Annotated in this window: 23 protein-coding genes and 2 pseudogenes; 11 read left to right on the forward strand and 14 right to left on the reverse strand. The window is 61.4% G+C overall.

Features of this window, described 5'->3' with window-relative positions; translation table 11 throughout:
• Nucleotide 1 precedes the first annotated feature (1 nt).
• From QP803_RS18865 to QP803_RS18880, 4 genes are read right to left on the reverse strand one after another with little or no spacing between them, the layout of a single operon-like run.
• Nucleotides 2-490 (reverse strand): PaaI family thioesterase, encoded by a 489-nt coding sequence (locus QP803_RS18865; protein ID WP_284945022.1) that lies wholly within the window; start codon nt 488-490, stop codon nt 2-4.
• The gene (gene kce / locus QP803_RS18870; RefSeq protein ID WP_284945023.1) at nt 487-1,404 is read right to left on the reverse strand and encodes a 3,5-dioxohexanoate:acetyl-CoA acetone transferase; all 918 of its coding nucleotides are present in this window, start codon (nt 1,402-1,404) and stop codon (nt 487-489) included. The genes QP803_RS18865 and kce overlap by 4 nt, the downstream gene beginning before the upstream one ends.
• 1 nt (nt 1,405) lies before the next feature.
• The gene (locus tag QP803_RS18875; RefSeq protein WP_284945024.1) at nt 1,406-2,737 is read right to left on the reverse strand and encodes an aminotransferase class III-fold pyridoxal phosphate-dependent enzyme; all 1,332 of its coding nucleotides are present in this window, start codon (nt 2,735-2,737) and stop codon (nt 1,406-1,408) included.
• Entirely contained in the window at nt 2,734-3,618 is an 885-nt protein-coding gene (locus QP803_RS18880) for a dimethylarginine dimethylaminohydrolase family protein (protein ID WP_284945026.1), read from the reverse strand. Before QP803_RS18880 ends, QP803_RS18875 begins: the two co-directional genes overlap by 4 nt.
• Nucleotides 3,619-3,831: 213 nt before the next feature.
• Between QP803_RS18880 and QP803_RS18885 the strand changes: the two genes are divergently transcribed.
• Entirely contained in the window at nt 3,832-4,731 is a 900-nt protein-coding gene (locus QP803_RS18885; protein WP_284945027.1) for an MBL fold metallo-hydrolase, read from the forward strand.
• A gap of 11 nt (nt 4,732-4,742) precedes the next feature.
• Here the strand turns inward: QP803_RS18885 and QP803_RS18890 are convergent, their stop codons facing one another.
• Nucleotides 4,743-6,377, reverse strand: coding sequence for a N,N-dimethylformamidase beta subunit family domain-containing protein (locus tag QP803_RS18890; RefSeq protein WP_284945028.1), 1,635 nt, complete (start codon nt 6,375-6,377; stop codon nt 4,743-4,745).
• Between the two features lie 85 nt (nt 6,378-6,462).
• The gene (locus QP803_RS18895) at nt 6,463-7,506 is read right to left on the reverse strand and encodes an extracellular solute-binding protein (protein WP_284945029.1); all 1,044 of its coding nucleotides are present in this window, start codon (nt 7,504-7,506) and stop codon (nt 6,463-6,465) included.
• 333 nt (nt 7,507-7,839) lie between these two features.
• Between QP803_RS18895 and QP803_RS18900 the strand changes: the two genes are divergently transcribed.
• The gene (locus QP803_RS18900; RefSeq protein ID WP_284945030.1) at nt 7,840-8,772 is read left to right on the forward strand and encodes a LysR family transcriptional regulator; all 933 of its coding nucleotides are present in this window, start codon (nt 7,840-7,842) and stop codon (nt 8,770-8,772) included.
• Nucleotides 8,756-9,094, forward strand: a complete 339-nt coding sequence (locus QP803_RS24185; RefSeq protein WP_434082868.1) for a DDE-type integrase/transposase/recombinase — start codon at nt 8,756-8,758, stop codon at nt 9,092-9,094. Before QP803_RS18900 ends, QP803_RS24185 begins: the two co-directional genes overlap by 17 nt.
• A 125-nt stretch (nt 9,095-9,219) precedes the next feature.
• Here QP803_RS24185 and QP803_RS18910 read toward each other — a convergent pair whose 3' ends face one another.
• The 4 genes from QP803_RS18910 to QP803_RS18930 form a co-directional block, all read right to left on the reverse strand.
• A complete protein-coding gene (locus QP803_RS18910) occupies nt 9,220-9,486 on the reverse strand; it encodes a type II toxin-antitoxin system ParD family antitoxin (protein WP_284945031.1) in 267 nt (88 codons plus the stop codon).
• A 283-nt stretch (nt 9,487-9,769) separates the two neighbouring features.
• Entirely contained in the window at nt 9,770-11,158 is a 1,389-nt protein-coding gene (locus QP803_RS18915; protein ID WP_284945032.1) for an aspartate aminotransferase family protein, read from the reverse strand.
• Entirely contained in the window at nt 11,155-12,048 is an 894-nt protein-coding gene (locus QP803_RS18920) for a MurR/RpiR family transcriptional regulator (RefSeq protein ID WP_284945033.1), read from the reverse strand. Before QP803_RS18920 ends, QP803_RS18915 begins: the two co-directional genes overlap by 4 nt.
• Nucleotides 12,049-12,640: 592 nt before the next feature.
• Complete coding sequence (locus tag QP803_RS18930) at nt 12,641-13,546, reverse strand: LysR family transcriptional regulator (protein WP_284945034.1); 906 nt, start codon at nt 13,544-13,546, stop codon at nt 12,641-12,643.
• Nucleotides 13,547-13,883: 337 nt separating this feature from the next.
• On the opposite strand from QP803_RS18930, the gene QP803_RS18935 reads away from it, so the two are divergent.
• The 4 genes from QP803_RS18935 to QP803_RS18950 are packed head-to-tail and all read left to right on the forward strand — an operon-like array spanning nt 13,884 to nt 15,608.
• Complete coding sequence (locus QP803_RS18935) at nt 13,884-14,042, forward strand: hypothetical protein (protein ID WP_284945035.1); 159 nt, start codon at nt 13,884-13,886, stop codon at nt 14,040-14,042.
• Between the two features lie 41 nt (nt 14,043-14,083).
• On the forward strand, nt 14,084-14,308 hold the full coding sequence (locus tag QP803_RS18940; protein WP_284945036.1) for a hypothetical protein: 225 nt from the start codon (nt 14,084-14,086) through the stop codon (nt 14,306-14,308).
• Between the two features lie 45 nt (nt 14,309-14,353).
• Nucleotides 14,354-15,091 carry an oxidoreductase gene (locus QP803_RS18945; RefSeq protein ID WP_284947960.1) on the forward strand — a complete coding sequence of 246 codons (738 nt, stop codon included), beginning with the start codon at nt 14,354-14,356 and terminating at the stop codon, nt 15,089-15,091.
• A complete protein-coding gene (locus QP803_RS18950; RefSeq protein ID WP_284945037.1) occupies nt 15,063-15,608 on the forward strand; it encodes a carboxymuconolactone decarboxylase family protein in 546 nt (181 codons plus the stop codon). Before QP803_RS18945 ends, QP803_RS18950 begins: the two co-directional genes overlap by 29 nt.
• A gap of 525 nt (nt 15,609-16,133) precedes the next feature.
• On the opposite strand, the gene QP803_RS18955 is transcribed toward QP803_RS18950, so the two are convergent.
• Complete coding sequence (locus QP803_RS18955; RefSeq protein ID WP_350356042.1) at nt 16,134-17,192, reverse strand: ISL3 family transposase; 1,059 nt, start codon at nt 17,190-17,192, stop codon at nt 16,134-16,136.
• A gap of 85 nt (nt 17,193-17,277) precedes the next feature.
• Between QP803_RS18955 and QP803_RS18960 the strand changes: the two are divergent.
• The 3 genes and pseudogenes from QP803_RS18960 to QP803_RS18970 all read left to right on the forward strand — a co-directional run.
• Nucleotides 17,278-17,892: pseudogene (locus tag QP803_RS18960) on the forward strand (IS256 family transposase); the annotation flags it as partial.
• Between the two features lie 37 nt (nt 17,893-17,929).
• Nucleotides 17,930-18,064, forward strand: a pseudogene (locus QP803_RS18965) (IS6 family transposase); the annotation flags it as partial.
• Nucleotides 18,065-18,599: 535 nt separating this feature from the next.
• The gene (locus QP803_RS18970; RefSeq protein ID WP_284945038.1) at nt 18,600-20,753 is read left to right on the forward strand and encodes a Hint domain-containing protein; all 2,154 of its coding nucleotides are present in this window, start codon (nt 18,600-18,602) and stop codon (nt 20,751-20,753) included.
• Between the two features lie 395 nt (nt 20,754-21,148).
• Here the strand turns inward: QP803_RS18970 and tnpB are convergent, their stop codons facing one another.
• Nucleotides 21,149-21,409 carry an IS66 family insertion sequence element accessory protein TnpB gene (gene tnpB / locus QP803_RS18975; protein WP_284947962.1) on the reverse strand — a complete coding sequence of 87 codons (261 nt, stop codon included), beginning with the start codon at nt 21,407-21,409 and terminating at the stop codon, nt 21,149-21,151.
• 130 nt (nt 21,410-21,539) lie between these two features.
• The gene (locus QP803_RS18980; protein ID WP_284945039.1) at nt 21,540-21,845 is read right to left on the reverse strand and encodes a transposase; all 306 of its coding nucleotides are present in this window, start codon (nt 21,843-21,845) and stop codon (nt 21,540-21,542) included.
• A 175-nt stretch (nt 21,846-22,020) separates the two neighbouring features.
• Between QP803_RS18980 and QP803_RS18985 the strand changes: the two genes are divergently transcribed.
• Nucleotides 22,021-22,251 (forward strand): tyrosine-type recombinase/integrase, encoded by a 231-nt coding sequence (locus QP803_RS18985; protein ID WP_284945040.1) that lies wholly within the window; start codon nt 22,021-22,023, stop codon nt 22,249-22,251.
• Between the two features lie 158 nt (nt 22,252-22,409).
• Here QP803_RS18985 and QP803_RS18990 read toward each other — a convergent pair whose 3' ends face one another.
• A complete protein-coding gene (locus tag QP803_RS18990; protein WP_284945041.1) occupies nt 22,410-24,029 on the reverse strand; it encodes a carboxylesterase/lipase family protein in 1,620 nt (539 codons plus the stop codon).
• Nucleotides 24,030-24,176 lie beyond the last annotated feature (147 nt).

Consider the following 24,176-nt stretch of genomic DNA (forward strand, 5'->3'; position numbering starts at 1 on the left):
CTCACTGTGCTCGCTCGTCTCGGGTCCGGGCTTCGTGGTGTGGGTCGTGAGGAAAATGCGGGGCGCCAGGGCGGTCGATCACCAGGCATGTCACGATCGCAATCGCGACAAGGTCACCGCCTGCAGTGGACATACGTGCTTCCGCCACCATGATCCGCGATCCGCATTGGATGACCGCGGCGATGACATTCAGGATGTCGTCGTGGGGCAGAACTGGCCTCAAGAAATTGGTCTTGAACTCGACCGTCGTGCAGATCTTGTCGGCGCCACACACGGTGTCGCAGGCCCAGGCGGCGGCGGTATCCAGCGCTGTCGCCAAGGCGCCGCCGCCCACCTTCCCATAGGGGTTTCCGAGCCGTTCCGAGGGACGCAGGGCCAGTCCAACGATCCCGGAGGTCGCCGATGTCACGGAGAGGCCAAGCGTATCGTAGAGGGGCGGCAGCGGCGCTCGTCCGTCACGCATCGCCTGAAGGCGTTTGATGGCGTTCATCCTCGTTTGAGTTCAAGACGCTGCCGGACTTGGTCAGGCGATGCCGTTTCGAGGAACAGGGTGCCGAGCAGCTGCTGTATCGCTTCGACCTGCTCCGCGTTCGATGTCGACAATGCGCCCGGCCCGGACCAGAGATTATCCTCAAGCCCGACCCGCACATTGCCGCCCATGACCGCCGCGACGGTGCAAAGCCGCATCTGGGCTCTTCCCGCCGGAAGGACGGACCATTCGATGGCGTCGCCAAACAGCCGGGTTGCCGTGTCCTTCATGAAGACGAGGTTCTCGACGCTTGCGCCAATCCCGCCCAGGATTCCCATGACGAACTGCACGAACGGCGTGCCGGTCACGATCTTCTTATCGAGCATATAGGCGAGATTATAGAGCTGCCCGCTGTCATAGGCTTCGAATTCAAACCGCGTTCCGCAGCGCTCGCCGAGCAACCCGATGATCCGCTCCATGTCGGCAAAGGTATTGCGGAAGATGGCGTCCTTTGAGCGTTCGAGGAACGGTTTTTCCCAATCGAATTGCCAGTCGCGGGCCTTTTCGGCCATCGGAAACAGGCCAAAATTCATCGAGCCGAGATTGAGCGAGCATAGATCGGGACAGATCGCAAGAGGCGCCGCTAGCCGTTCGTCGAGGCTCATCTGCGCGCTACCGCCCGTCGTTACGCTGATCACCGCATCGCAGCCGGCCCGGATCCGCGCGACGACACGCGCGAAGAGCGTGGGATCGGCGCTCGGTTGGCCGGTCTCGGGATCGCGGACATGCAGATGGAGCACCGATGCGCCGGCCAAGGCTGCGGCGATGGATTGCGCGATGATATCCTCCTCGCGGTAGGGCAAATAGGGCGACATGCTCGGCGTGTGGATCGAGCCGGTGATGGCGCAGGTGATGATTGTCGTGCGGGCTGCCACGTTAAGCAGCTCCGATTTCGACAAGGGCTTCTTTGATCGAAATCGCCAATTTCTCGGCAATTTCCGTGAGCTCCGTATCCGGCGCGTTGTATCGAGGGGCGATAATGATCGTATCGCCAGCCACACCGTCGACATTGCCACCGGACGGATAGCAGATTAGGCCATTATGCAGGCTCCTCTGCCGCACCCGCGAGAAGAGCTTATGCGCCGGATCGAAGGGCATCTTGGTATCGCGATCCGCCACCAGCTCGATGCCGGCGAAGTAACCACGGCCGCGAATGTCGCCGACGGCGTCTATTCCGCCGAGCGCCGCCCTCAGCAGGCCGAACAGCCTTTCGCTATTCACCCTGACATGATCGAACAGTCCCTCCCGCCGCATGATCGTTTGCACGGCGACGCCGGCGGCGCAGGCCGTGGTGTGGCCGGTGAAGGTGTGCCCGGTCTGCGGCCCGCCGTATCGCTGGCGCAGAACCTCCCCGATCGGTCGGCGGTAGACCGCGGCGCCCAGCGGCAGATATCCCCCGCCCAGCCCTTTGGCGATCGCCATGATGTCCGGGACAACGCCATCGTGAGCGAGGGCGCGAAACGGGCCCGTTCGCCCACTGCCGCACATCACCTCGTCGGCGATCATCAGAACGCCGTGCCGATCGCAAATCTCGCGCACCCGCGCGGCATACCCTTGGGGGGCCGGCACCACGCCGCCCGCCGCACCGACGACAGGTTCAAACACGAAGGCCGCGACGTGCGCAGCGCCGATCTGCAGGATCGCCTGCTCCAACTCGCCGGCGCAGAAAGCCGCGACGTCGGACGACGTCAGGCCTGCCGGCGGCCGATAGGCGTTGACCGGCGCTAGTAGACAAGACGGCAGCAGCGCCCCCTCATAGGCGTCGCGCCGCTCCTCGAAACCGGAGATGGACAGTGCCCCCAATGTATTGCCATGCCAGGACCGCTGCCGCGAAATGAAACGCCGGCGAGTCTTCTCGTCGCGACCGGAGTGGTATTGCAATGCGATCTTCATGGCGGACTCAACGGCCTCCGAGCCCCCCGACACGAAGACCATCTCATCGAGATCGGCACCGCATTGCGCGGCGATGAGCGCGGTCAGTTCTTCGAGCGGATCGCTGGTGAAGGTATAGCGATAGCCATGCATCACCCGCGTGAGCTGCCGATGGATCGCCTCGATCACCTCCTCATTCCCGTAGCCCAGGCTGTAAACTGCGGGACCGCCAGACCCGTCAACATAGCATTTTCCGTCGACATCGTAGATGTGGCCGCCTTTGCCGTAGGCGACCTTGGGCAAGCGCGCACCGACGATCGTGGTCGAAGGGGTCACGCGGCCCTCCGCAGCGGCATGGTCAGGCAATGCGTCGAGCCACCCTCGAGCACGAACTGCTCCAGATCCGGTGCCATTACATCCAGCCCGTGAGCGCGCATCTTGGCGTTGAGCGTTCCATTCTGTGCGGCCGACAGCACGCGGCCGTCGCCGAGTGCCGTCACATTGCAGCCCATTCGCATGACATCGCTGTAGCCGACTGAGATCAGCTCGAACCGCTCGCGTAGCCAGGCAACGTCCTCCGCCTCCAAAATATCGGTGGCGCAGAGCGCGAGCTTGTCGGTCAGGGCGGTGAACAGGACGTCGAGGTGAAGAAAATGCGCCGGCACCCTCATGAGTTTCGCGGTCCAACCCATTTCTGCAACCCAGTGGGCGACCTGCTCAGCCCCTTTCCTGTATGTGCGAACCTCGTTGACGCCGACGAGAATCTCGCCCGGCCTCATGACCTGGATGTCCCCTCCCTCAACCGGCGCTGCCGTCACGCGTTGCCAGATCGGAAGATCCAGCGTCGCGGCGAGGCGTTCCCCGGCAACCCACTCACCACGACGCTCCCGACGCGCCATCTGGCACACGAGAAGCCCCCAGGGTGTCATCACGGCGCTGTCACGCGCGAAGGTTTGCATAGGCAAATAAGGATCGGCCTCCAGATAATGGATGGCGACGCCGGCCTGCTCCAAAGCCTGAACCATCCCAGCATGCTGGACCTCCGCTGCCGCACGATCCGCAGACGCGCCAGCCGCCTTTGAAGCGGCGACGATCGCGTTCTCCGCTGCCCAATCATAATGGGTCGGCTTGCAGAGCGCGACCTCGATCAGGCGCGAGTATTCGTTGCTGACCAGAGATGGCCGCGCGTCTTTGGTCGTATCCAAGGCGATGTGCATGTACCTGTCCGCGTTATATCGGCACGACGTCGCGCCATCCGAGGCCCGCTGTGGCACATCCTGGCCCGATGTTCTTTCGGCAATGGGCGAAGGCGTGTTCGCGGTTTCGACGATGAGAACCGCCAGCCCCGGCTTGAGGTCAAGGCGGGGGCGTGTTCATGTCTATGGGAGGGGAGGCGCCTGGTCTCCTCCGCAATCAAAGGCGCAAAGACGATGTCCGCCCACCATCCTGCGCGCCATGGCGAGACCATGCGTATTTTCAGCCCGGCGCCGCATGTTCTGGCTTTCTATGACGGCAGGGTTGCGGGCGATACGCTGCCTGCGGAATCACCCACCTGGTTGGACTGGGCCTATGGCCTCGGAACCAGCAGCTTCGCGATCGTCGATGGTGATGAGGCGCTGGTCTACGACACGCATATGTCGATCACGCATGCGACGTTGGTGCGTCGTCATCTCGAAGGGATGGGCGTCACGCGGATGCGTGTCGTGATGAGCCACTGGCATACCGATCATGTCGCTGGCAACGCAGCCTTCGCGGATTGCGCCATTATCGCCCACGCGTTGACGGCGCGCGCCCTGGAGGACAATCGGGCGGCGCTGGAGGAGGGTGAGCCGCCGATCTTTCCGATCATCATGCCGACCCAGCTGTATGAAGACCGACTGTCGCTGACCGTGGGTCAGATCGCCGTCGAACTGCGCCATGTCGATTGCCACAGCCATGATGGCACGGTGCTGTTCATGCCCGAAACCGGCCTTCTGCTCGCAGGCGATACTTTGGAGGACACGGTGACCTACGTGGCCGAGCCGGAGCGTCTGGCGGAGCATCTAGACGGATTGCGTCTGATGGCGTCCTGGCCGATCTCCGCCATCCTGCTCAATCACGGCGACCCGACGGTGATGGCGCAAGGCGGCTATCCGCCTGCGCTGATCGCGGCGACTGCCCGCTATATCGAGCGGTTGCAGCGCTGCCGGACAGAACCGGCCCTCGCCGCCCTCAGTCTTTCAGAGTTCGTCGCAGAGGATCTCGCGGCCGGCACGCTGACCTATATCGATGCCTACGAGCCTGTGCATCGGAATAATGTTGCCTTGGTCATTGCCGAAGCGGCTTCATAGGCGACAACCGCCTAAGCAGACAGAAACCGACGAAGAACATTGTTCGTCACTTTTATGACCATAGGATCGTTCCGCGACAGGCCCATGATCCAATCCGAACTACCCGCGTGAAAGACCTCACCCTTTCCCCGCGTGAAGGTGACGATCGCGCCGCATCCTCGCTTGGTTTTTTCGATACTCTCGTCATCGGAATTGCCTGCGAGAATCGCGGCTATATACGCCGCATCCTCACGCCCCAGGAATGAACGACCGGGAATGATCGTGGGCCCCTCTTCAATCGTTGATGACAGGCCAAGGGCCAGGATTTCCAAACCGTCGGGTATGGTGTCCGCCGGCATCACGAAGGGCAAGCCGCCTCGAATCTCGTAGCCGATGCCATCCACCTCGTAGCCGAATATGGCACTGTCACGCCCCAAGATATCGCCGTAATACAGCCCCGTATCCGCGAATGCCCAATGCTCGGGCCGATAAACTGGGAAGCCCTTGGCCCCTCTTGGAGAACATCCGGACCAGCTGGCATACATGCCCTGCGTTGCGTTGAGACCGAAAGTGGCCGATCCGGGTCGGTTGATCTCTTTTGCCTCCCAGGCTTCCGTAACCAAATGGCGAGGGCCGCTTTGCATCAATGGATCCTCGTCGACAGCCGTGTATTTGTAGCAGACTTGCGTTGCACCAGAACTTTCCAGGCGTATTTGCCACATGAAATTACCCGCAAAACGAGCGACCTTGCCTCCATCCGAGACGAACCGATCGATGGCGTCGCGCATTTCCCAAGACCAATACTCGTCGTGCCCGACCATGATGACGCAACGGTGATTGGCTAGGACATCGGCATCAAGGTGCAAATCGGTTTGTGAAATCACGTCGATCCCATAGCCTTCGGCTTCTGCCCAAAGCACGAAATGGCGCTCAAAACTTGCCCAACCCGCCGACACGTATTTCTTGCTGTAACCGTGCGTGTAGGCCCATTCCATATGTGGATAACGCGGCTCGGTCATAGGCGCCGGCGTATCCGTGAGCACAGCGCGCGGTGCGTCTTCCGGCAGGCTGACAAAGCCTCGGGCGTAAGGGCGTAGAACGCTGAGCCTTGGAGAGAAGCAATCGCGGTTTGGGCCGCAATAGCCCTGATAATGGTTCGACCCGCCCCAGTCATTGTAAGCGGTCCAGGTATTCGTCGCGGCTATCAGCAGCAAACGCGTGGGATCATGCGTGCTCTTGTCGGGTCTTAGAATGAACAGATGCTCATAGGCGGCAATCTCCTCCGCACGCATGGCCGAGACCCGCACCACATAGCCGCCGGAGGACCACCCATTTGCAACCGCAACGGTTACGGAGACGGGCCACTGACACCCGGATGCCGAGCAATCATCCGGTGTGGGCGACCAGCGGCCCGGCAACCCTGAGGCCTCATAAACGATATGGCGAAGAATGCCGTCGCGAAAGACTTCTATTGAATAGTGCTCGACGTTCGTGTTGACGGCAATCCGAATATTATCGCCAGGCGAGTAGGAAATCTTATCGGTATAGGCCCATATCTTTGCAGGCCCGGCCGAGTCCGACGGCGCCTTTTCTGCGTAATTGCCATGAACCGATTCATGCAGCCAGTCAGCATCCGACGTGGCGACATCCTCGGGCGAGCGGTTCATGGCATACCTCAAGACGTGTCGAATCAAAAAGGAAGGCGCGTATTGGGCCGCGGGCTATTCCGAGGGGTCGATCCGCCCGAAGCGACTACTTTCGCAGCAGCGTCCAGATGCGATCATAGTCCTTGGTGGCCTTGGCTGGACAGGCGTGGTTAAAGTAAATCTTGTAATCCGCCGGCGGGTTGAACTCCGGCGAGGTGCCGAGCTTCGGGTCGAGGAATTGGCCCGAGCCGGCGACGCCGTTCTGATAGCCCGTGTAGCTCGTCTCCAGGGCGGCGTTCTTCGGGTCCATCATGAAGTTGAGGAACGTCTTGGCGTTCTCCAAATCTGGCGCGCCAACGGCGACGGCGAGATTGTCCATCCAGCCGGGGCCGCCTTCCTTGGCATAGACATAGCGTAGCGTTGACTTCTGCACGCGGGCGCGCTCGGCATCGCCGGACCACACCGCATGCATCGTCGTCTCACCCGACACCATACGATCGGAGATGCCGTCGGAGTTGTAGACCTTCACGAAGGGCTTCTGCACTTCCAGCAAGGCCAGAACTTGCTTCAGCGTCGCCGGGTCCTCGTTGCAATAGGGCTTATGCAGATAGATCAGTGCCATATTGATGACTTCGCTCGGTGAGCCGAGCTGGCCGACCTGGCCCCTGAAAATCGTTGGCGGATTGAAGAAGGTTGCGAAGCTATCGACCGGACCGGGATAGACTTTGGTGTCATAGACGAAGGATGTCGTGCCCCACTGCCACGGCACGGTATATTGCGCCTTCGGATCCCAGACGCGATGTTGCCAGCGCGGCTCCAGGTTATGGAAGTTCGCCATATCCGTAACATCCACCGGCTGGATCAGCTTCTGCGCGATCAGGATCGGTACGAAATCATTTTGTGGCACTACGATATCGTAACCTCCATTGCCTGCCTTCATCTTGGCGAGCAGCGTCTCGTTCGAATCATAGGTATCGATCGTGACCTTGATACCGGTCTCGGCGGTGAACTTCTTGATCATGTCGGGTGATGTGTAGTCTGTATAGTTGAACATATGCAGCACACCGGCATCCGCGGCCTGAGCGGCGTGCGACAGGGCCAAAGCCACCAGAGCGGAGGCGCCCAGACAGAGTGCGAGTAAGGAACGCATCGACGTGATCTCCTAGAATGTCCGCTTGGGGTAGGCTTACAGCGTGGCATACCGCGGCTCGTTTTTGTTTCGGCAATCGGCGAAGGGTGGTTCGCGGTTTTCGATGATGAAAATGTCTAGGGCCGCACGTCTGACAACGCTTCGTGCGGGGGGCGGCTGTTTGACAAGGCCGGGCGGCACTAATACGAACTGACCATATCTTCGTTGAACCGAGTTTCGCAGCTTCCAGTGACGTCGATCTCGTCAAGCGGCTGCTGGCCGTTGCCCCAATGGATTGAGGCAGACGCCCCGATGAGAAGCAGTCATAGGTCCGAGCGGCTGAGTGTTGAACCGATGGCAGATCGCGCGAAACTGAGTCGCCTGAATGCACTGGCCGATTTCGACATCAGGCTGTTGCGCGTCTTCATCGCGGTGGTTGAAGAAGGCGGATACGTCGGCGCTCAAGCGCGTCTCAACATTTCACCTTCGACCTTGAGCGAGCATATCAAGGACCTGGAATACCGGCTCGGCTGCACCGTGTGCCTCCGCGGGCGCAGCGGGTTCAAGCTGACCGAGCAGGGGGATAGCCTTTACAAGGCGGCTCGAACCCTTTTCGGCCAGTTGGAGGCGTTTCGGAACCAGGTATCGGATATTGCGGGTCGCGCCGAAGGGACGCTCAATATCGGCGTTGTCGACGGCCTCGCGACCGAGACCATGCTTCGCCTGCCCGACGTTCTTCGCGAGTTTTCAAGTCTAAAGCCTTTGGTAGTCATCGATTTAAGCGTCGGCTCACCGCCTGATCTCGAACTTTCGCTCTTGCAGGGCGAACTCGATGTCATTGTTGGACCCTTTCCGGCCGAACGGCCGGGACTGCTTTACGAAAAACTCTATGATGAATCGGAATCGCTTTTCTGCGGTCTCGGCAACCCGCTATTCGGGCGGCCGTCGGATGCACTGTCGGACGAGGAGGTGTGTAACCTGCCCCTTGTCGCCTTGGATTATCCCAGCTTTGCTAATCTGCAAAGATTCAAACCTCATGTCTTTGCACGAACGATTGAGGCCGCGACCCTGCTTATCCTTTCAGGCAAGTATATCGGTTTTCTTCCCAGACATGTTACTTTGCCGCATGTGAAGAACCACTTGCTGTGGGAAATCGATGAGGCGCGCTATGCCTTCTGCGCTGCCTTCTCGGTCGTCAGCCGAGACGTGAACGTAATGGACCCGTTCTTGAAATTGCTACTCACGCTGTTGCGGCGCAAACGTTCGGGCGATGTCGCCCGCACCTGATGGTCGCTTCGCTTTGAGGTGCTCCTCAAGTCGATGCTTGGGTGAGAGATTGAGATCGTCACTGGGTGGGGACATCGGCCCACGGGGATGCTATCTCAACAACAGGGCGGAAGTATCGCACCAGCCGACGCGACGACAAGAACGGCAGATGCAGCGTTTCAAGTCGATACGGCAGGCACAGCGCTTCCTATCCGCCCATAGCCGCATCCATAATCACTTTCAACTTAGCCGCCATCTTATCCCAGCCGATGAATACCGCTCCCTCCGAAACGCCGCGTTTCGTGTCTGGCAGGATGTGACCCGCACCCCTTCATTCAGATGACTAGGCAAATCTCTGTACCGAAACTCAAGCTTCTATCAACAACCTGACAACGCCCCCCAGAGGTCTCAAGCCCGTGTAAAAACAAATCCAGCAGGTCGGCATCGGCATCTGTGGTGAGCCTATATTCATTCATGCATCAGACCGTGCGCCTTGGCGATTTCCCGCGCCTCGGCAAAGATGTCATCAACTGTTCGGTCGCTGACGCCGCTTTCCCTCGATGTGGCCAGTTTTTGACGTAGCTCCTCAAGGGTAAACTCCTGTTCCCGCCGGGCGCGGTCGCGGCGCACAAGATCACGCACGTAATCGCTCGCGCTGGCGTATCCGCCCTGCTTGATCTGGGCCTCGATCCAATCTTTCATGGGATCAGGCAGAGAGACCGTCATCGTGGCCATGATAAGCACCCCTTGTTAGAACTAGCATAGCCACAATAAGAACAAATCACAAAAATTCTTATTTAAAGGTATGGCCGGCTAAGACGGGATGCACCTGACATGGCCTTTCGGGATGCACCTCTAAGGAATCCCTCTATGGGGGCCGGCGCGTGCGGTCGCGTCCCGGTGTTCACGCCGCATACCAGTAGTTCCCGCGACTTCACCACATCCAGCGTCGCCGCGTTGGACGGCGCCGCGAAAGCAAGGACAGCCAGCCCAGCGACGGTGGCGAGTAGAGTGGACGTCATGCGCGGGTTTCCTGATGCGGCAGGCTGGACAGGGCATCGTCGATGGCATGGGCAAGGCGATCCACCACGATGTCGATCTCGTCGGGCGTGACGATGTATGGCGGCGCCAGCAGGATGTGGTCGCCGCGCACACCGTCCACAGTGCCGCCCGAGGGATAGCAGGCAAGGCCGCGGCCAAAGGCTGCGGCCTTGATGCGGGCATGCAGCTTGAGCGCCGGGTCGAACGGCGTTTTGCCAGCACGGTCGGCCACCAGTTCGATCCCGCGGAACAGGCCGCGGCCGCGAATGTCGCCGACGTGGCGGTGGTTGCCCAGCCGGTCGGTGAGACGTTGTTCTAGCAGGGTGCCGCGTTCCTGAACCTGATGCAGAAGCCCGTCTTCCTGGATGACCTGCTGCACCGCGAGGGCGGCAGCGCAGGCGACCGGGTGGGCCAGGTAGGTGTGGCCGTGCTGGAAGGCGCCGGAGCCCTGCCGGATTGGCTCCACCACCCGGTCCGACACCAGAACGGCGCCAATCGGCTGATACCCGCCGCCCAGTCCCTTTGCGATCGTCTGAATATCGGGCGCGATGCCCTCCTGTTGCCAAGCGTGCAGCGTGCCGGTGCGGCCCATGCCGCACATCACCTCGTCCAGGATTAGCAACGCTCCGTGACGGTCGCACACGGCGCGCACCGCCTGGAAATACCCGGCGGGCGCCGTGACGCAGCCTGCGGTAGCCCCCACTACAGGCTCCGCCACGAAAGCGGCCACGGTGTCTGGACCAAGGCGCTGGAACTCGGCCTCCAGTTCAGCGGCCAGTCGCGCGGTGAAATCGGCTTCTGTCTCATGGCCCTGCTGTTCCCGGTAGGCAAAGGCGGGCGAGACATGGCTGAAGGCGTGCGACAGCAGGGGGGCATAGGGGGCCCGCCGCCAGGCGTTGCCGCCAGCGGCCAGGGCGCCCAGCGTGTTGCCGTGGTAGCTCTGCCGCCGGGCGATGACGTGGCCGCGGCCGGGTTGGCCGATCTCCACGAAATACTGGCGCGCTAGCTTCAACGCGGCCTCAATGGCCTCCGAACCGCCGGACACGAAGTAGGCGAAGGACAGGCCGCCGGGCTCGTGCCCAACCAACGCCTGGGCCAAGGCCTCCGCGGGTTCCGAGGAGAAGAAGCTTGTATGGGCATAGGCCAAGGTGGCGGCCTGGCGCTGGATCGCTTCCACCACGCGCGGATGGCCGTGCCCAAGGCAGCTGACGGCAGCACCGCCAGAGGCGTCCAGCACGCGCCGCCCCTCCGTCCCGTGCAGCCAGACACCCTGACCGCCAGTTGCCACCGGCGGCGGGGCGCCTCGAAGGCTACGATGCAGGACGCGGCTGCGATCGGCCGGCTGGATTTGGAGATCGGTGATCATGGCTCGATGGACTCCGGACCCGGGACGTATTGAGAGTGGGCGGCCAGGCGCGCCTCGGTTTGTCGCAGCCGGAGCAGAGCCCCCTTGCCGCCAAGCACGAAGCTGCCGGCAGCAAGGGCTTGCGCCTGGGCAACCGCCCCGGTCAGGCTGGGAAAGAAGCCGGGACTGGATGCAGCCTCGAATAAGAGCAGGTGGTCGGCACCCTCGGCCATCGGCGCCTGAGGCGTGTCTGCGATCGCGATGATTCTGCAACCGGCGGTGCGAGCCGCACGCACCGTCATCACGCTGGCTCGCGAATATGGCGCAAAGCCGACGACTACGACAGCGTGCCCGGCACGAAAGGCCCCGAAGTCCAGGTCCTCCGGACCCGCGCTGCCAACCAGGTGCACCACGTCAGGTCGGAAGAGCCGAAGCTGGTAGTGCAGCAACTCCGCTACGGCACGGCAGGAGCGGAAGCCCGCTATCCAGGCGCGGGGTGCTGCGTGCAGCGCGGCGGCGGCGGCCGCGATCGGTGCCGTCGCCACCCGAGACAGCCCGGCGGTGTCACTGCCGATCAGCGCGGTCGCGATCGCCGCGGAATCCTGCGCGGGTTCGCCGGTGGCAGCCCGCAGCCGGCCAGAGAAGGGAGCGTCTGTTCCCGGCCTTCGTGCCTCGATCAGAGCATCCCGCAACTCGTCCCAGCCGCGGTAGCCCAGGGCCTGAGCCAACCGAGTGAAGGAAGCCGGATTGACTCCCGCTGCAGCGGCCAGGCCGCGCATGGAGCGTGTGGCCGCATCGAATTCATGTCCGCTAAGGAACCGCCCGACCTCCCGCAGGCGCGGCGGCAGGTCCGGCATGGCTTGCCGAAGCAGGTCGAGGGGTGGTTGCAAAGCGACGGCATGCTTGGACATGCTTCAAATGTTGCAAAGTCTTTTGGTAGATGCAACAGACGAATCATAGAGAGAAGCAGGATTAGTCATGCGTATCGCGTTGATCCAAGCCCTCCGGCATTCCCCGCCACCGATCAAGGCCGCCTTTGCGGCACTGTAGCCGGAAGCGAAGTTGATGAACCTGCTGGATGGCAGCCTCTTGGCCGACCTGATACGGCGCGCTCATGCCGGCGATGACCGACCCCCTCCAGCCAGGTCGCGCCCACTGGCGCGACGTCTGACAGAACCAGATGATGTTCGCCAAGCTCAAAACGCTTCTGCGAAAAGCCGGCGAACGATCCGTCGAGGCCACTTGGCGAAGGGTCGGCACACTTCTCAGCACATTCACACCAGACGAGTGCGCTGCCTACCTTCGCCGCGCCGGCTATGCCTCAATCAAAACCTGACAAACTCTAGGGCAACGAGTTGACGCTCTAAAGCGGTGCCATACGTGTCCACCGTGCCACAGTTTTCCGGCACCTTAGCGCCTCATTCCGGCCATACGCGAAACCCAGCGGGTTTTTCTGCAACCGGACATCGGAAACGCCATTGACGTAGTTCTTGCAGTAGTTGCCTACGCTCCATCAAACTGAACGAGAGGATTGGCCTTAAAATGTTCCCGCATTGCTTTGACAAACGTGGCTACGTTGGCTGATGCAATACGTCGCGCTTGGTAGGCCACACTGACCGGCAGAGGTGGCGGCGTGAACTGCTGCAGAACAAGGGTGAGACGCCCGGCGCGCACGGCGTCCCAGACCTGGTAGGACAGCGTTCGCGCGATGCCAACACCAGCCTCTGCAGCTGTGATCGCCGCGTCGGCACCGTTTACAACGAGGCGAGGCGCCACTCGTATTGTTTTTTTATCTGCGCCAAAGGGCCATTCATTGGTGGCACCGATCCCTTCGAACAGTATGATATCATGAGATGAAAGGGCAGCCGGCGATGCCGGCACGCCGCGATTTTGTAGATAGCCGGGGCTGGCGATGAGGACCGGGGTGGCGAGGCCCAGCCTGAGCGCGATCATGCTGCTATCGGCAAGCTCGCCGACGAGAACTGCAACGTCGACACCTTCCTCGAAGAGATGGACGTTGCGATCTAACAAAGTGAGATGGACGGAAAGAGCGGGATGCTTGTGCAAAAGCGAATTCACGATCGGCAATACGTACAAGCGCCCAAATAGGACCGGTGCCGTGACACGCACGGTACCGCGTGGCTTCGCATCCTCGCCGCGGACCCGCCGCTCGGCCATCTCCAAATCTTCCAGGATTCGTCTGCAGTCTTCGAGGTAAATTTGGCCGCGTTCAGTCAGCTGCACCGATCGGGTGGTGCGGTTGAGTAGCATTATGCCTAGCTTCTCCTCGATCTGTGAGATGGACCTGGTAACAACGGAAGGCGAGAGACGCATGCGCCTAGCCGCTTCGGTGAAGCTCCCCTGGGTCGCGACTGAGACAAAAATGCGCATCGCTTCGAGATTGTCCATACATAATTGCTGAAACAGCAATAAAAACTTGTCAAGTTAATGGATTATCGCATTAGCGATTGGGTCCTATACCTCAGGTCACGCCACAACTGCGGTTCAATCATGGGAGAGACCCATACAAGCATTGCCGTCCTACCCCTGAAACCACCCGAGCGCGCCCTGCGCAAGCCTACGATCGTGCTTGTGCACGGTGCTCTCGAAGACGCGTCGAGCCGACACTAAGTGGTTGCCGGCTCCAGCGCGAAGGCTACTCCGTCATCGCGTTCGCCAACCCGCTACGGGGCTGGGCATCCACGTTGCCTATTTGCGAAGCGTGCTGGACCGGATCTAGGGCTCCGTGATACTCGCGGTCGCGCCGATGACGCGCATTTCCGCGACCAAGGATGGACGTGCGACCGAGACGATGACCCGTTACTACGAGCGTTTCGGGCGAGATGGTTTCGGCACGATTAGTACCGAAGGCATTTATACAGATCAGGCATCAACGCAGGGCTAAGCATACCAGCCCGGCATGACTGACAAAGCGCAAGACAATGCTTGGAAGCCGGTCGTCAGTGGCATCACGGCGCACTCGCCATCGTCCAGCTTATGCATGCCGGCGCCCTCAGCCAGGGCAATCGCTTCTCTGACACCACGGTAGGGCCTTCAACCGTTCAACCGAGGGCGAACAAAATGGTATTTTATCACGGCAAGGACCGTGACGCCGTGCCGGAAACGATTACGGAAGCGGAGATCCCCGACGCCCTAAAACGGCTTTACTGAATCGGCAGGGTCCGCGATCGACATTGCTGAGTTTGACGCCGTTGAATCCATGGCTCCAATGGCTATCTTCTCGACCAGTTTTTGCCCGGCTACACCAACGCCAGAACGGATCGATGGGGAGGCGCGACTGGGAGGCACTTGCAATCGCTCCTCGCAACGTTCAATGCGGTGCGTGCGAGGGTCGGTGTCCGCGTTCCGATCGGCATCCGCATCTCCCAGGGGAAGGTGAACGATTACCATCACAAATGGGCCGATGCGGAGCGCGATGCGGAAATCATCTTTGGCAGCCTCGCGGAGGCCGGCGCGGACTTCATCCATGTGACCGGCTATGAGGCGTGGCAGCCGGCATTTACGCCGGGCGGTCCGTCCTTGATGCGCCTCGCCAAGCGCCACGCCCTCAAGGCCGCGATCTTTGCCAATGGTGGTCTGCACAATATCGCGCAGGCGGTGGCGGCACCGGGCGACGGCGCCGACATCGTCACCATCGCCCGCGGAGCGTTGGCGAAATCCGATTTGCCAAGGCGTTTACCGGATCGACGTATCCTTAACGACTTCGACCCGGCCACCCTCGCCCCATCCCAACATGGAGGAAAGCGAGCTCGCGATGTGAAGGCCACCCGACTACCGCGCAATCGAATATTTATAATTGCTGAAACAGCAATAAAGTGTTGCCAACTTAGTGGATTATCGCACCAACAGGTGAGTCCTAGACCTTGGCCACACCGCAAGTGGCGGTTCAATCAAGGAGAGACCCATGTCGCGCATTACCGTTCCTACCTATGAGACCGCCCCTTCCGCCTCGCAGCCCATGCTGGATGCTGTGAAGAAACAGCTTGGCGTGGTTCCGAATAGCTTTCGCTTGGTTGCGCTGAGTCCAGCGGCATTGCAGGGCCTACTTGGCCTGAATGGCGCCCTGACGAAGGCGCTTGACCTCAAAACCCGCGAGCGGATTGCGATTGCCATCGCGCAGAGCAACGCCTGTGACTACTGCCTCTCGGCGCACAGCTATATCGGCCTGAACCTCGCCAAGATCGATGCCGCCGAAATTGCCCTGAACCGGCGGGGCGCCTCGGCCGACGTCAAGGCTAATGTTGCTGTCGCCTTTGCCGTCAAGATTAATGAGCAACGCGGCAATGTCAGCGATGCCGATTTGCAGGCGGTCAGGGCTGCCGGGTTCACCGACGCCCAGATCGTCGAAATCATCGCGGTCGTGGCTGAGAATATTTTTACGAACCTCCTCAACATCGTCGCCGGGACCGAGATCGACTTTCCGGTCGTGCTTGCCGCTGAAGCAGCGTAATCTTGGCAGGAGCTGGCGGTGCATGCCCCGCCAGCTGGCTTGCCTTGGCGTGGAGCCACACCATGACGGCCTAGCATTTTCTCGGCATAGGTCAACCACATGCCAGAGTTAGGCCTCGGTTGCCCGGACAATGGTGCGTCGGCCAAGGTGGCCGATCAGCTTGTCAGCGATATGCCCGTCATGCGCAGCACGCGTCTATCATCGACGCGGCGTAGACCTCGCGGCTTGTCGGGTACGAGCAGATAGGAGGCAAACGACCCCGCCCGGCAGGGATTCATCACGTCAAGCGCAGTCCCTGCGACCCAAGCTGGCACAAGTCAGATCGCTGCCTGAATCCTGAAGGCGGCGACCCGCGGCTCCCATGCCGCGAAGCGCGCGGAAGCCCTTTTGCATAACACCTGCAGCGCCAGAGTTTTAGGAGAAGCCATGCCTACACTTCTAACCATCAACGCCAGCCCGCGAGGTGAGATGTCGATCTCGCGTAGGTTGGGCGATAACACCATCAGTCATGTTCATCGGGTCCTTTCACCATCGGGCGCCATCGCAGTGAACTGCAGAGAATTTGGGCGTAGTGCCCGTCTCGGCTAAGTTGACGCGCCTCAGCCGCCGACGCGTAGACCGCTGGGTGAGGCTCGAGCGACTGCCACCGCGCAACGCAATCGCCAGGTCACCGCGTCGACGGCTGAGGCTGAGTTCCTCGCAAATCGTCGTTGCAGTCTTGCCGGCGTCGTAGAGTGCACGAACCTTCGTAAACAGGTCTTCCCGCACGCCGTGGAGACCGGCCCTGGTATCTGCCGCTTCGGCCGCGACGGAGGCGCCCCGTCGAAGTGGTCTGCACAAGCGGCCCAACTGCTGCTCGATCCGTTCGCGCAAGTTCTGCAGCAGGTGGAAGCGGTCGGCAACCTGGACCGCTTGCGGGGCACCATCACGCGCCCCCTCGGCATAAAGACCATGACGGTCGCGGCTGACGACTTCGACTCCCGGATATGCACGCAGCCAGGCTGCGGTGCTGGTCGAGCTTCGGTCTGACAGGATGTCCACCACGCGTCGCCGCTCCAGGTCCACCATGATCGTTCCGTAGGTCTGCCCTTTCGTCCAGGACCAGTCGTCGATCCCGACCACTCGGAGCGAGGCTCGCGGTGATCTGGCGCGGGCGCGACGTTTGAGATGATGCAGAACGGTATCATCGCTTGATTGAAGACCGAGCCTTGATAGGATGCGCTCAGCGGGTTTGCCACCTGCGGCATACCCCAGCGCCTGCAGGATGTCGACGACCTGGCATGTGCGTCGGACCAGAGGCTCAGCTAGCCCAGCCGGCTGCTCGGCAACTATCTTCTGGTCGCAAGTGGCCGCGCGACATCGCAGGCGGGCGACCCGAAGGCGAACGACGACCGGGATGCCATGCATTGGAAGGTCTCGTAGCAGCCGCCAGTAACTGGTGTGCCGAGCGTTGGAGCGACAACCGCAGGCCGGACACAGGCCGTCGCCAGGCGCAGACACGGAGACGACCCATTCCGCACCCACTCGCTCAGCGCCCGGCACATGGATTCCGGGACCGAAGGCGAACATAGCTTTCATCTTCATCTCCTTCCCTATCTCAGAGCATTTTCTCCTAACTCGTCACGAACTGCACCGAGAACCAGGCAGGACCTAGTTAACAGAAACTGACATCTGGATTGAGCAAAACGAGGGTGCCAAGTTTTGGCTGCGGGTCATGAACGAGCTCAAGAACCGTGGCACCGAGGACATCCTGCTCGCCGTGGTGGATGGCCTGAAGGGGTTTCCTGAGGCGATCCGGGCCGTCTTTCCGGAGGTCACGGTTCAGACCTGCATCGTTCATCTATTGCGGCACTCCTTGGACTTCGTTTCCTACAAGGACCGCAAAGCCGTCGCCACCGCCCTGAAGGATATCTACCGGGCCATTGACTACGACGCGGCTGAGACAGCGCTTGATGCCTTCGAGGCGGGGCCTTGGGGCCAGAAATACCCGGCCATTGTGCAGAGTTGGCGCCGGGCTTGGGTCGAGGTCATTCCCTTCTATACTTTTCCTGGAGAGGTGCGTCGGAGCCTCTACACAACCAACGCTATAGAAGCGCTCAACGCCAAGCTAAGGCGCGCGGTTCGGGCCCGGGGTCATTTTCCAAACGACGAGGCCGCGATCAAGCTGCTCTTTCTAGCGTTGCACCGAACTGAGAAGGCATGGATCATGCCCGCACGTGAGTGGACCATGGCCAAAGCTCCGTTCGCCATCCTCTTCGGCGAACGCTTTACCACAGCCCAGGCCTTATCAGTGAACCAGGCCCCAGACACGGAATTCCTGACAGTCCCTCCGCAAGGGACAAGCATCGGCCTTCAACATCACGCGTGACATTCGCGGCGAAGCCCGCATTGTCGAGCGCGCCTTCGGTCTTGGCGCCTCGGCCCTAGCCGAGGTGGTCCAGCTTGTCCGCGAATAGCTTGATCTCACGGCAGCGTAACGAGCCACCTGACCCGATTGGCCGCTTAACGCGCCCACCGCAAAAAATTGCAGCAGGGCCTCGAATTTAGAGGGTCCTAAGACAGTCTTAGGACCAAGGTCCAATATCTCTCGTCATACCCACTCGCTAAGATGCGCCCATTCGAGGCTTTAACCCGCAATGGACCTGGCCTATTGCATGAACAACCAATCGTTAGTCCACTCACCTGCAACTGGATTGGATGGACAGAGCGACTCACGCTCTTGGCAAACGATCTGCGTTGGCGAAGAGGCATTCACTGCGGGAACGGGTTGCGAAGGACGGCGGTCAATGCAATCGGAAAGATTCTCAACGACGGCATCATTCTAGCTTATTCCGGCGCGGCGGTGGGCCATCAACGTTCATGCTGTCGAGCTTTCAGCCTTACGGTGCCGCAGTATTTGGATAAACTGTATCATGCTGCTCACCCATTCAAATGACAGCGCAACTGACGGTCTTGCCTTGCTAAAGTTCAATAACATTGAGAGGAGCGACCATGGCCGTGATTACAGTCACGAATTCCAACGACAGCGGCACGGGCTCTCTCCGCGCAGCACTTGCGGCGACAGCCCCTGGCGACACGATTGCCTTTGCATCGAGCGTTACCAGCATCACGCTGGACTCGCCGCTGACCATCGACCCAACGGTCACAATCGACGGGGACTACGCAAAGACAAATGCCAGCGTTACGATTGATGGCGCGGTCATCATCCAGTCCAGCGGCGTTGTCACCATGGACAACATGCGGATCGTCAACTCCAGCGCCGGTCTGGCGGCGACGTCGAATGCTGAGAAGGGCGATAATGGTGACGCGGGCATGCCTGGTTCCAATGGCCCGGTGTCCGGAGGGCCAGGAACGCAAGGCGGTGACGCTGATCCGGGTGGGGACGCGACTGAGGCGAGCGGTGTCGCCTTTTCTGGCACGCCGGCCATCGAAAATGATGGTACACTGACACTGATCAATTCCACTGTGGCCGGCGGCGCCACCGGCGGCAAAGGGGCTGACGGCGCCGATGGCGGCGACGGTGGCTACGGCGGCGACGGTGGATCGGGGGTTGGTGCGGGTGCCAACGGCGCCAATGGCGGCATCGGCGGCGATGGCGGTTTGGGCAGCCGCGGGACGGATGGTGCCGACGCTGTCGGCGGCATCCTTAACACCGGCAATCTCACGCTTGAGGATAGCGTCATCACCGGGATCGCGACCGGCGGTGATGGAGGCGACGGCGGTGGTGGTGGCGCGGGTGAGCCCGGCGGCAGTGGCGGAAAAGGCGGCTTCACGGTCGGCATTGGCACTGCTCCGCCTCCTGGTGGCAACGGTGGTACTGGCGGTAATGGCGGCGCAGCCGGCACCGGCGCTGACGGCGGCGTGGGCGGCTCTGCCGTCGGCGGGATTCTCAATACTGGCACGGTCGCGGTCGTCGGCGCGGCCGTATTGGCCGATGACAGCGCGACAGGCGGCACGGGCGGCAAAGGCGGCACGCCGGGTGATGTCGGCGTCGGTGGCCTTGCCGGAACGGGCGCGTCCGGCGGCGCCAATGGTCTGGCTGGAAAGGACGGTAATGACGGCACTACAGGCGTGACGGGCGCCGACGGCACCGCGACCAACGATATTCTGAACAATGGCGGCACGGAAAGTGGCACGCTCACCATCAATGGCCGCATTCTCGAACTCAATACGGATCTGTCGGGCCAGGCCTCGACCGTCAATATTTCCGGCGCGACGCCGACCACCTTCACGTATGAGGCTAGCTCGCTGAACGGCACGGCCCCTGACACCGGTACCGTGGACTGGAAGATCGTGACCGGCACGGGTGCCCCTCTGGTGCGGGATTTCACGGGTGCCACCTCCGGCACGCTGAGCTTCAGTTCGGGTACGACGCGTTCAGACGAGGCCTTCTCCATCCAGCTCTCTGCAGACGCCGCCGCCCCGCGCGATGAGAGTTTCACGGTCGAACTATTCGACCCCTCGACCGGTAATGTCATCGGCTCGCTCGCCTCATTGACACAGACCGTCGTCAATCTGGATGCCCCAGCCTGCTTCGCCGCCGGCACCCGCATTCACACGTCACGCGGCAATATCGCCGTCGAGGCTCTTGTCGTCGGCGATCTTGTCGTCACCATCAGCGGTGCCCTGCGGCCGATCATCTGGCTCGGCTCGCGCGAGGTCGATTGTGCACGCCACGGGCGACCCGCTTCCGTGTATCCCGTCCGCATTCAGTCTGGCGCTTTCGGCGTCGACCTGCCTTTGCGCGACCTCATGCTGTCGCCCGATCACGCGGTCTTTGTCGCGGGTTCACTGATCCCGGTGAAGCACCTCGTCAACGGCAAAACAATCATGCTGATGCCCGTCGACAGAATCACCTATTTTCATATTGAGCTGGAAACCCATGATGTCCTTTTCGCTGAAGGACTGACTTGTGAAACCTATCTCGACACTGGTGATCGGACATCCTTCGCCGAAAATGGGATGGTGACGGCGCTACATCCGCTCTGGGGGTCCGAGGCGAGGGATATCGGCCTGCTGAACGATGCTTTGGGTTATGCGCCTTTGCGCGTGACCGGTCCCGAGGTCGCGCGCGTCCGCTCGTTGCTTGCAGCCCAGCGGCCAGTCAAAACTCGCCCAGTCAGCGAACGGCGAACGGCCACCTGATCAGTTACTGGCCGAGGCCTGTGAGGTCCGGAGGGTGGCCGAGCGGCAAATGGAGCAGCCGCTCGGCATCGGTAATCGGCAGATGGTTTATGCTGGCAATACGGCGCTGTGAAGCTGCCCCTTTGTCGACCGGACATCGGGCATAACGTCGAAAAGCTAAGCGTAAGCCTAGCAACGTATGATCTCCAGGGAGCAAAAAAGATCCTGGTCAGACTGACGCCGGGTCAGGGACGATCGCTTCTTTCTGCGACATAGGAGGGCGGTCATGGAATAGTTCGTTAAGCTCGAGGCGAAGACTGGCTGGGGCGACGTGGAGACGATTGAAGTCGGCAGGCTCGAACGGCGGGTTGTCGGGTTGAGGGCGGAGGAGATCGGCCTGACCCTGGCCGGTTCTGTCAGAACCTGTGCCAGAGACCGATCTGGTGGCGCGTGCTTGGCTGCCCTAGTGTTTGCAAGGGGCAGCGACGGCTGGGATCGAGATGAACTGTGTGGGCTGTGGATCGGCAGCGGTGGCGGAGCGGCGCGAGGTCGCCGCACGTGGCTACCGGCGGTAACAACGCTCCGCCATAGGGATCAAGCGACAGCACCGTATGCACCTGGGCAGCCAATCCGTCGAAACCCTTGCGCATGTCGGTGAACCCGCATCCCAGATACACGCGCGTGCCGGCGGCAGCATCATGGCGCCGCGAGCGCCGCAAGCACGCGCTGCAGTAGCGTGCCGTCCACATCGGACCCGATACGCAGCCGAACACCCGACTGCAGCTCGACCTCGATCACGCCCGCAGCCTACTCCGCTACCGGCCATGGCGGCGGCATCGGCGTCGCCGGTGTGTCGTGGCAGGTGCTCGGCAACGCCATCGCAGCTTCAGGCTGGGTCTCGACCGTGGCGAAGCCTGCCATCGCCGTTCGAAGTATCTGCTTGCGCCACGTATAAATCAGCCCCGTGCCAATGCCATGCCGGTCGGCTACGACCTGCGCCACCGAACCAGGCACCAAGGTCTCGCGGACGATGGCCAGCTTGGCCGCCGAGGTCCACCGCCGCCGACGCTCCGGCCGGACAAGCATCTCGACGCGGTCCGGAAGAGTGCTCATACGACCGTCGTATGACTGCTCATAAGAGCTTTCGTTCCCGTCAGTCATGCACTGCCCCACCAACATCAATTGGCAGGATGCTCAATTGGAACCAGCGCCGAAACGTGGGGCTGCGCTTTCGCTTACGAGCAAACGCGGCAAAGGCCGCGATGTCCGTCTCTGGCCCTGGAGCCGGATGACCGCCTGGCGTCAGGTTCATGCCGTGATGGAAGGCGCCGGACTCTCTGGGCCGCACGCCTCACCCAAGCGGCTCCGGCACGGCTTCGGGGTGGCGGCAGTCTCCGCCGGCATCTCCCTTAACCTTGTCCAGAAATTGCTCGGCCACGCCCAGCTCTCCACAACCGCCATCTATGCCGATGCCGTCGGCGCCGAGGAGAAAGACATCGCCCGTCGTATGTGGGGGTAGGTTTCGACTAGTCTCGGTTCGTAGCAGCGCCGCGAGTTCGCACGCATCTACCGCCAGCGCTTCGGCCAACTGCTTTCGAAAACCTTGCGTGGCGCTAAAAAGTAATTGCCCCTGAAAGAACGTTAGCAACAGCGCATGGATATGAGGGATGGTCCGGGCTAGGGCTGCAGGCTTGTCGGATAGAGCTGCTGCCAGAAGGCGCAGTGATGGGCGGACGCACCATCGAAATACCCGACCTTTCCGGGTTCGAGGCGCATGATCTTCTTGGTGGAGGTCATGGGGGCCCAGGCGGGCTCACCCTTAGCCGCAGGCATACCGGTCGCGGCAAAGCTCGTCCAATATTCCATCATCACTGTGGCCAGATGCTGCGATCCCGGCGCGAGCGCGGGACCGTTCAACTTCGTCGTATTCGTGAAGCGCGGGAATTGATACGGCAGTTCGGAGGAGTGGACGGCACCCATTTCGAAACCCGGATTGTCCGTCACCGGTGGTGCATCGCGATCGGCGAATTCATATTGGAATACGGACACATAGGCGCTCGCTAGCTTGCCGGTTTCTTGAAAGCCGCAATTGTTGAGGCCGTTGTCCTGGCGATAGTCGGACATCACGGTGCCGACGGCGGCAGCCGGCGACGAAAAATGCGACAGCAGATATTCAGCCAGCACACGGTCGGTCTTGTCGCCGTAAGCGCTCCGCAGCACGGCGGCGTAATTCGCCGGCGTTATTATGCTGCCGCCTTGAACCGCATAGGCGACATAGAGCCGAAGCTCGTCCCGGTTGCCGCCATTGATGATCGGCACGCGCAGGAAGCGCCCGCTCGCGAGCGCTTCGGCTGGCTGCTCAGGCACGCCGCTTGCGCCCACAGACGGCACGTACATCATAATGTCGCTGCCCGCCACCTTCGACGCCGCGTTTAGCAGGTCCTTCACCGGCTTGGCCTGCAGGCAGGCAAGCTCACCCACGCCATCTGCGCAGCCGACCAGCGTGGCCACTTTTTCACCGACGGCATCGGCCTCCGTCAGCGTGCGCAGATGCTGAGTGCAATTGGCGCTCTGGATGATCGCCTTGGAAAATAGGCCCTTCGTCTCTCCCGGCGCCGCGATATGCATGCAAATCGAGGCTGCGCCCGCAGATTCACCCGCCACTGTAACGTTCTTCGGATCTCCGCCGAAGGCGGCGATATTGCGCTGAACCCAGCCCAGGGCGGCGCGCTGATCCTCCAACCCGTAGGACCCATCATTGGCCCGGTCAAAGGTCGGGCTCGCCATGAACCCGAACACTCCGAGGCGATAGTTGAAGGACACGACGATCGCATTGCCGCTCAGTGCCATATGCGCCAGCGGATAGATGGCGGTCGAGCCGCCGACGAAGGCGCCTCCGTAAATCCAAGCAATGACCGGGCGTTTCGCGCTCATCGATGCGCCCTTGGGGGACGGCACAGTCACGTTGATCGACAGGCAATCCTCATTATAGCCGGCCTCGGTGAGGCCATACCGCGCAAGCTGCGGGCAGCCGCTGCCGAAATGGGTAGCGTCGCGAATGCCGGACCAGGCAGCCGCCGGCTGCGGCGGCGCCCAGCGGAGCGCCCCGGTTGGCGAGACCGCATACGGAATGCCCTTGAAGGCGATAACGCCATCTTCGCGCAGGCCACGCACGGCGCCACTATCAGTTTGCACGACCGTGAGATCAGATGAGGTCGCACTGGCTGTCCCCGGGGAAGATACCGCCGCAAGCGCCAGAAGAAAAAGGCCGAGGGCCGCGCGCTTGGAGTACTTCATGAGTGCCTCTTTTGAGATGGGCTATCGCTGAGGCATTACGCCGAGCGTCCTCAAAAGAGCACGCACCGCTAACATGAACAACGATCTGTAGCAGTGCATGAGGCAACGCCAAACCGCAACTGAAACCTAGTCGTTAAGTCTTGATTG

Source organism: Acidisoma sp. PAMC 29798, from assembly GCF_030252425.1.
GTDB lineage: Bacteria > Pseudomonadota > Alphaproteobacteria > Acetobacterales > Acetobacteraceae > Acidisoma > Acidisoma cladoniae.

What these genes read in the sequence shown, in the direction of transcription:
- QP803_RS18970 (WP_284945038.1), top strand. Translation starts at nt 18,600, where the DNA reads ATGGCCGTGATTACAGTCACGAATTCCAACGACAGCGGCACGGGCTCT.
- QP803_RS18950 (WP_284945037.1), top strand. Translation starts at nt 15,063, where the DNA reads ATGTCGCGCATTACCGTTCCTACCTATGAGACCGCCCCTTCCGCCTCG.
- QP803_RS18915 (WP_284945032.1), bottom strand. Translation starts at nt 11,158, where the DNA reads ATGATCACCGATCTCCAAATCCAGCCGGCCGATCGCAGCCGCGTCCTG.
- QP803_RS18980 (WP_284945039.1), bottom strand. Translation starts at nt 21,845, where the DNA reads ATGAGCACTCTTCCGGACCGCGTCGAGATGCTTGTCCGGCCGGAGCGT.
- QP803_RS18900 (WP_284945030.1), top strand. Translation starts at nt 7,840, where the DNA reads ATGGCAGATCGCGCGAAACTGAGTCGCCTGAATGCACTGGCCGATTTC.
- QP803_RS18955 (WP_350356042.1), bottom strand. Translation starts at nt 17,192, where the DNA reads ATGAAGATGAAAGCTATGTTCGCCTTCGGTCCCGGAATCCATGTGCCG.
- QP803_RS18895 (WP_284945029.1), bottom strand. Translation starts at nt 7,506, where the DNA reads ATGCGTTCCTTACTCGCACTCTGTCTGGGCGCCTCCGCTCTGGTGGCT.
- QP803_RS18885 (WP_284945027.1), top strand. Translation starts at nt 3,832, where the DNA reads ATGTCCGCCCACCATCCTGCGCGCCATGGCGAGACCATGCGTATTTTC.
- QP803_RS18920 (WP_284945033.1), bottom strand. Translation starts at nt 12,048, where the DNA reads ATGTCCAAGCATGCCGTCGCTTTGCAACCACCCCTCGACCTGCTTCGG.
- QP803_RS18865 (WP_284945022.1), bottom strand. Translation starts at nt 490, where the DNA reads ATGAACGCCATCAAACGCCTTCAGGCGATGCGTGACGGACGAGCGCCG.
- QP803_RS18890 (WP_284945028.1), bottom strand. Translation starts at nt 6,377, where the DNA reads ATGAACCGCTCGCCCGAGGATGTCGCCACGTCGGATGCTGACTGGCTG.
- QP803_RS18880 (WP_284945026.1), bottom strand. Translation starts at nt 3,618, where the DNA reads ATGCACATCGCCTTGGATACGACCAAAGACGCGCGGCCATCTCTGGTC.
- QP803_RS18985 (WP_284945040.1), top strand. Translation starts at nt 22,021, where the DNA reads ATGACCGCCTGGCGTCAGGTTCATGCCGTGATGGAAGGCGCCGGACTC.
- QP803_RS24185 (WP_434082868.1), top strand. Translation starts at nt 8,756, where the DNA reads ATGTCGCCCGCACCTGATGGTCGCTTCGCTTTGAGGTGCTCCTCAAGT.
- QP803_RS18930 (WP_284945034.1), bottom strand. Translation starts at nt 13,546, where the DNA reads ATGGACAATCTCGAAGCGATGCGCATTTTTGTCTCAGTCGCGACCCAG.
- QP803_RS18910 (WP_284945031.1), bottom strand. Translation starts at nt 9,486, where the DNA reads ATGGCCACGATGACGGTCTCTCTGCCTGATCCCATGAAAGATTGGATC.
- QP803_RS18990 (WP_284945041.1), bottom strand. Translation starts at nt 24,029, where the DNA reads ATGAAGTACTCCAAGCGCGCGGCCCTCGGCCTTTTTCTTCTGGCGCTT.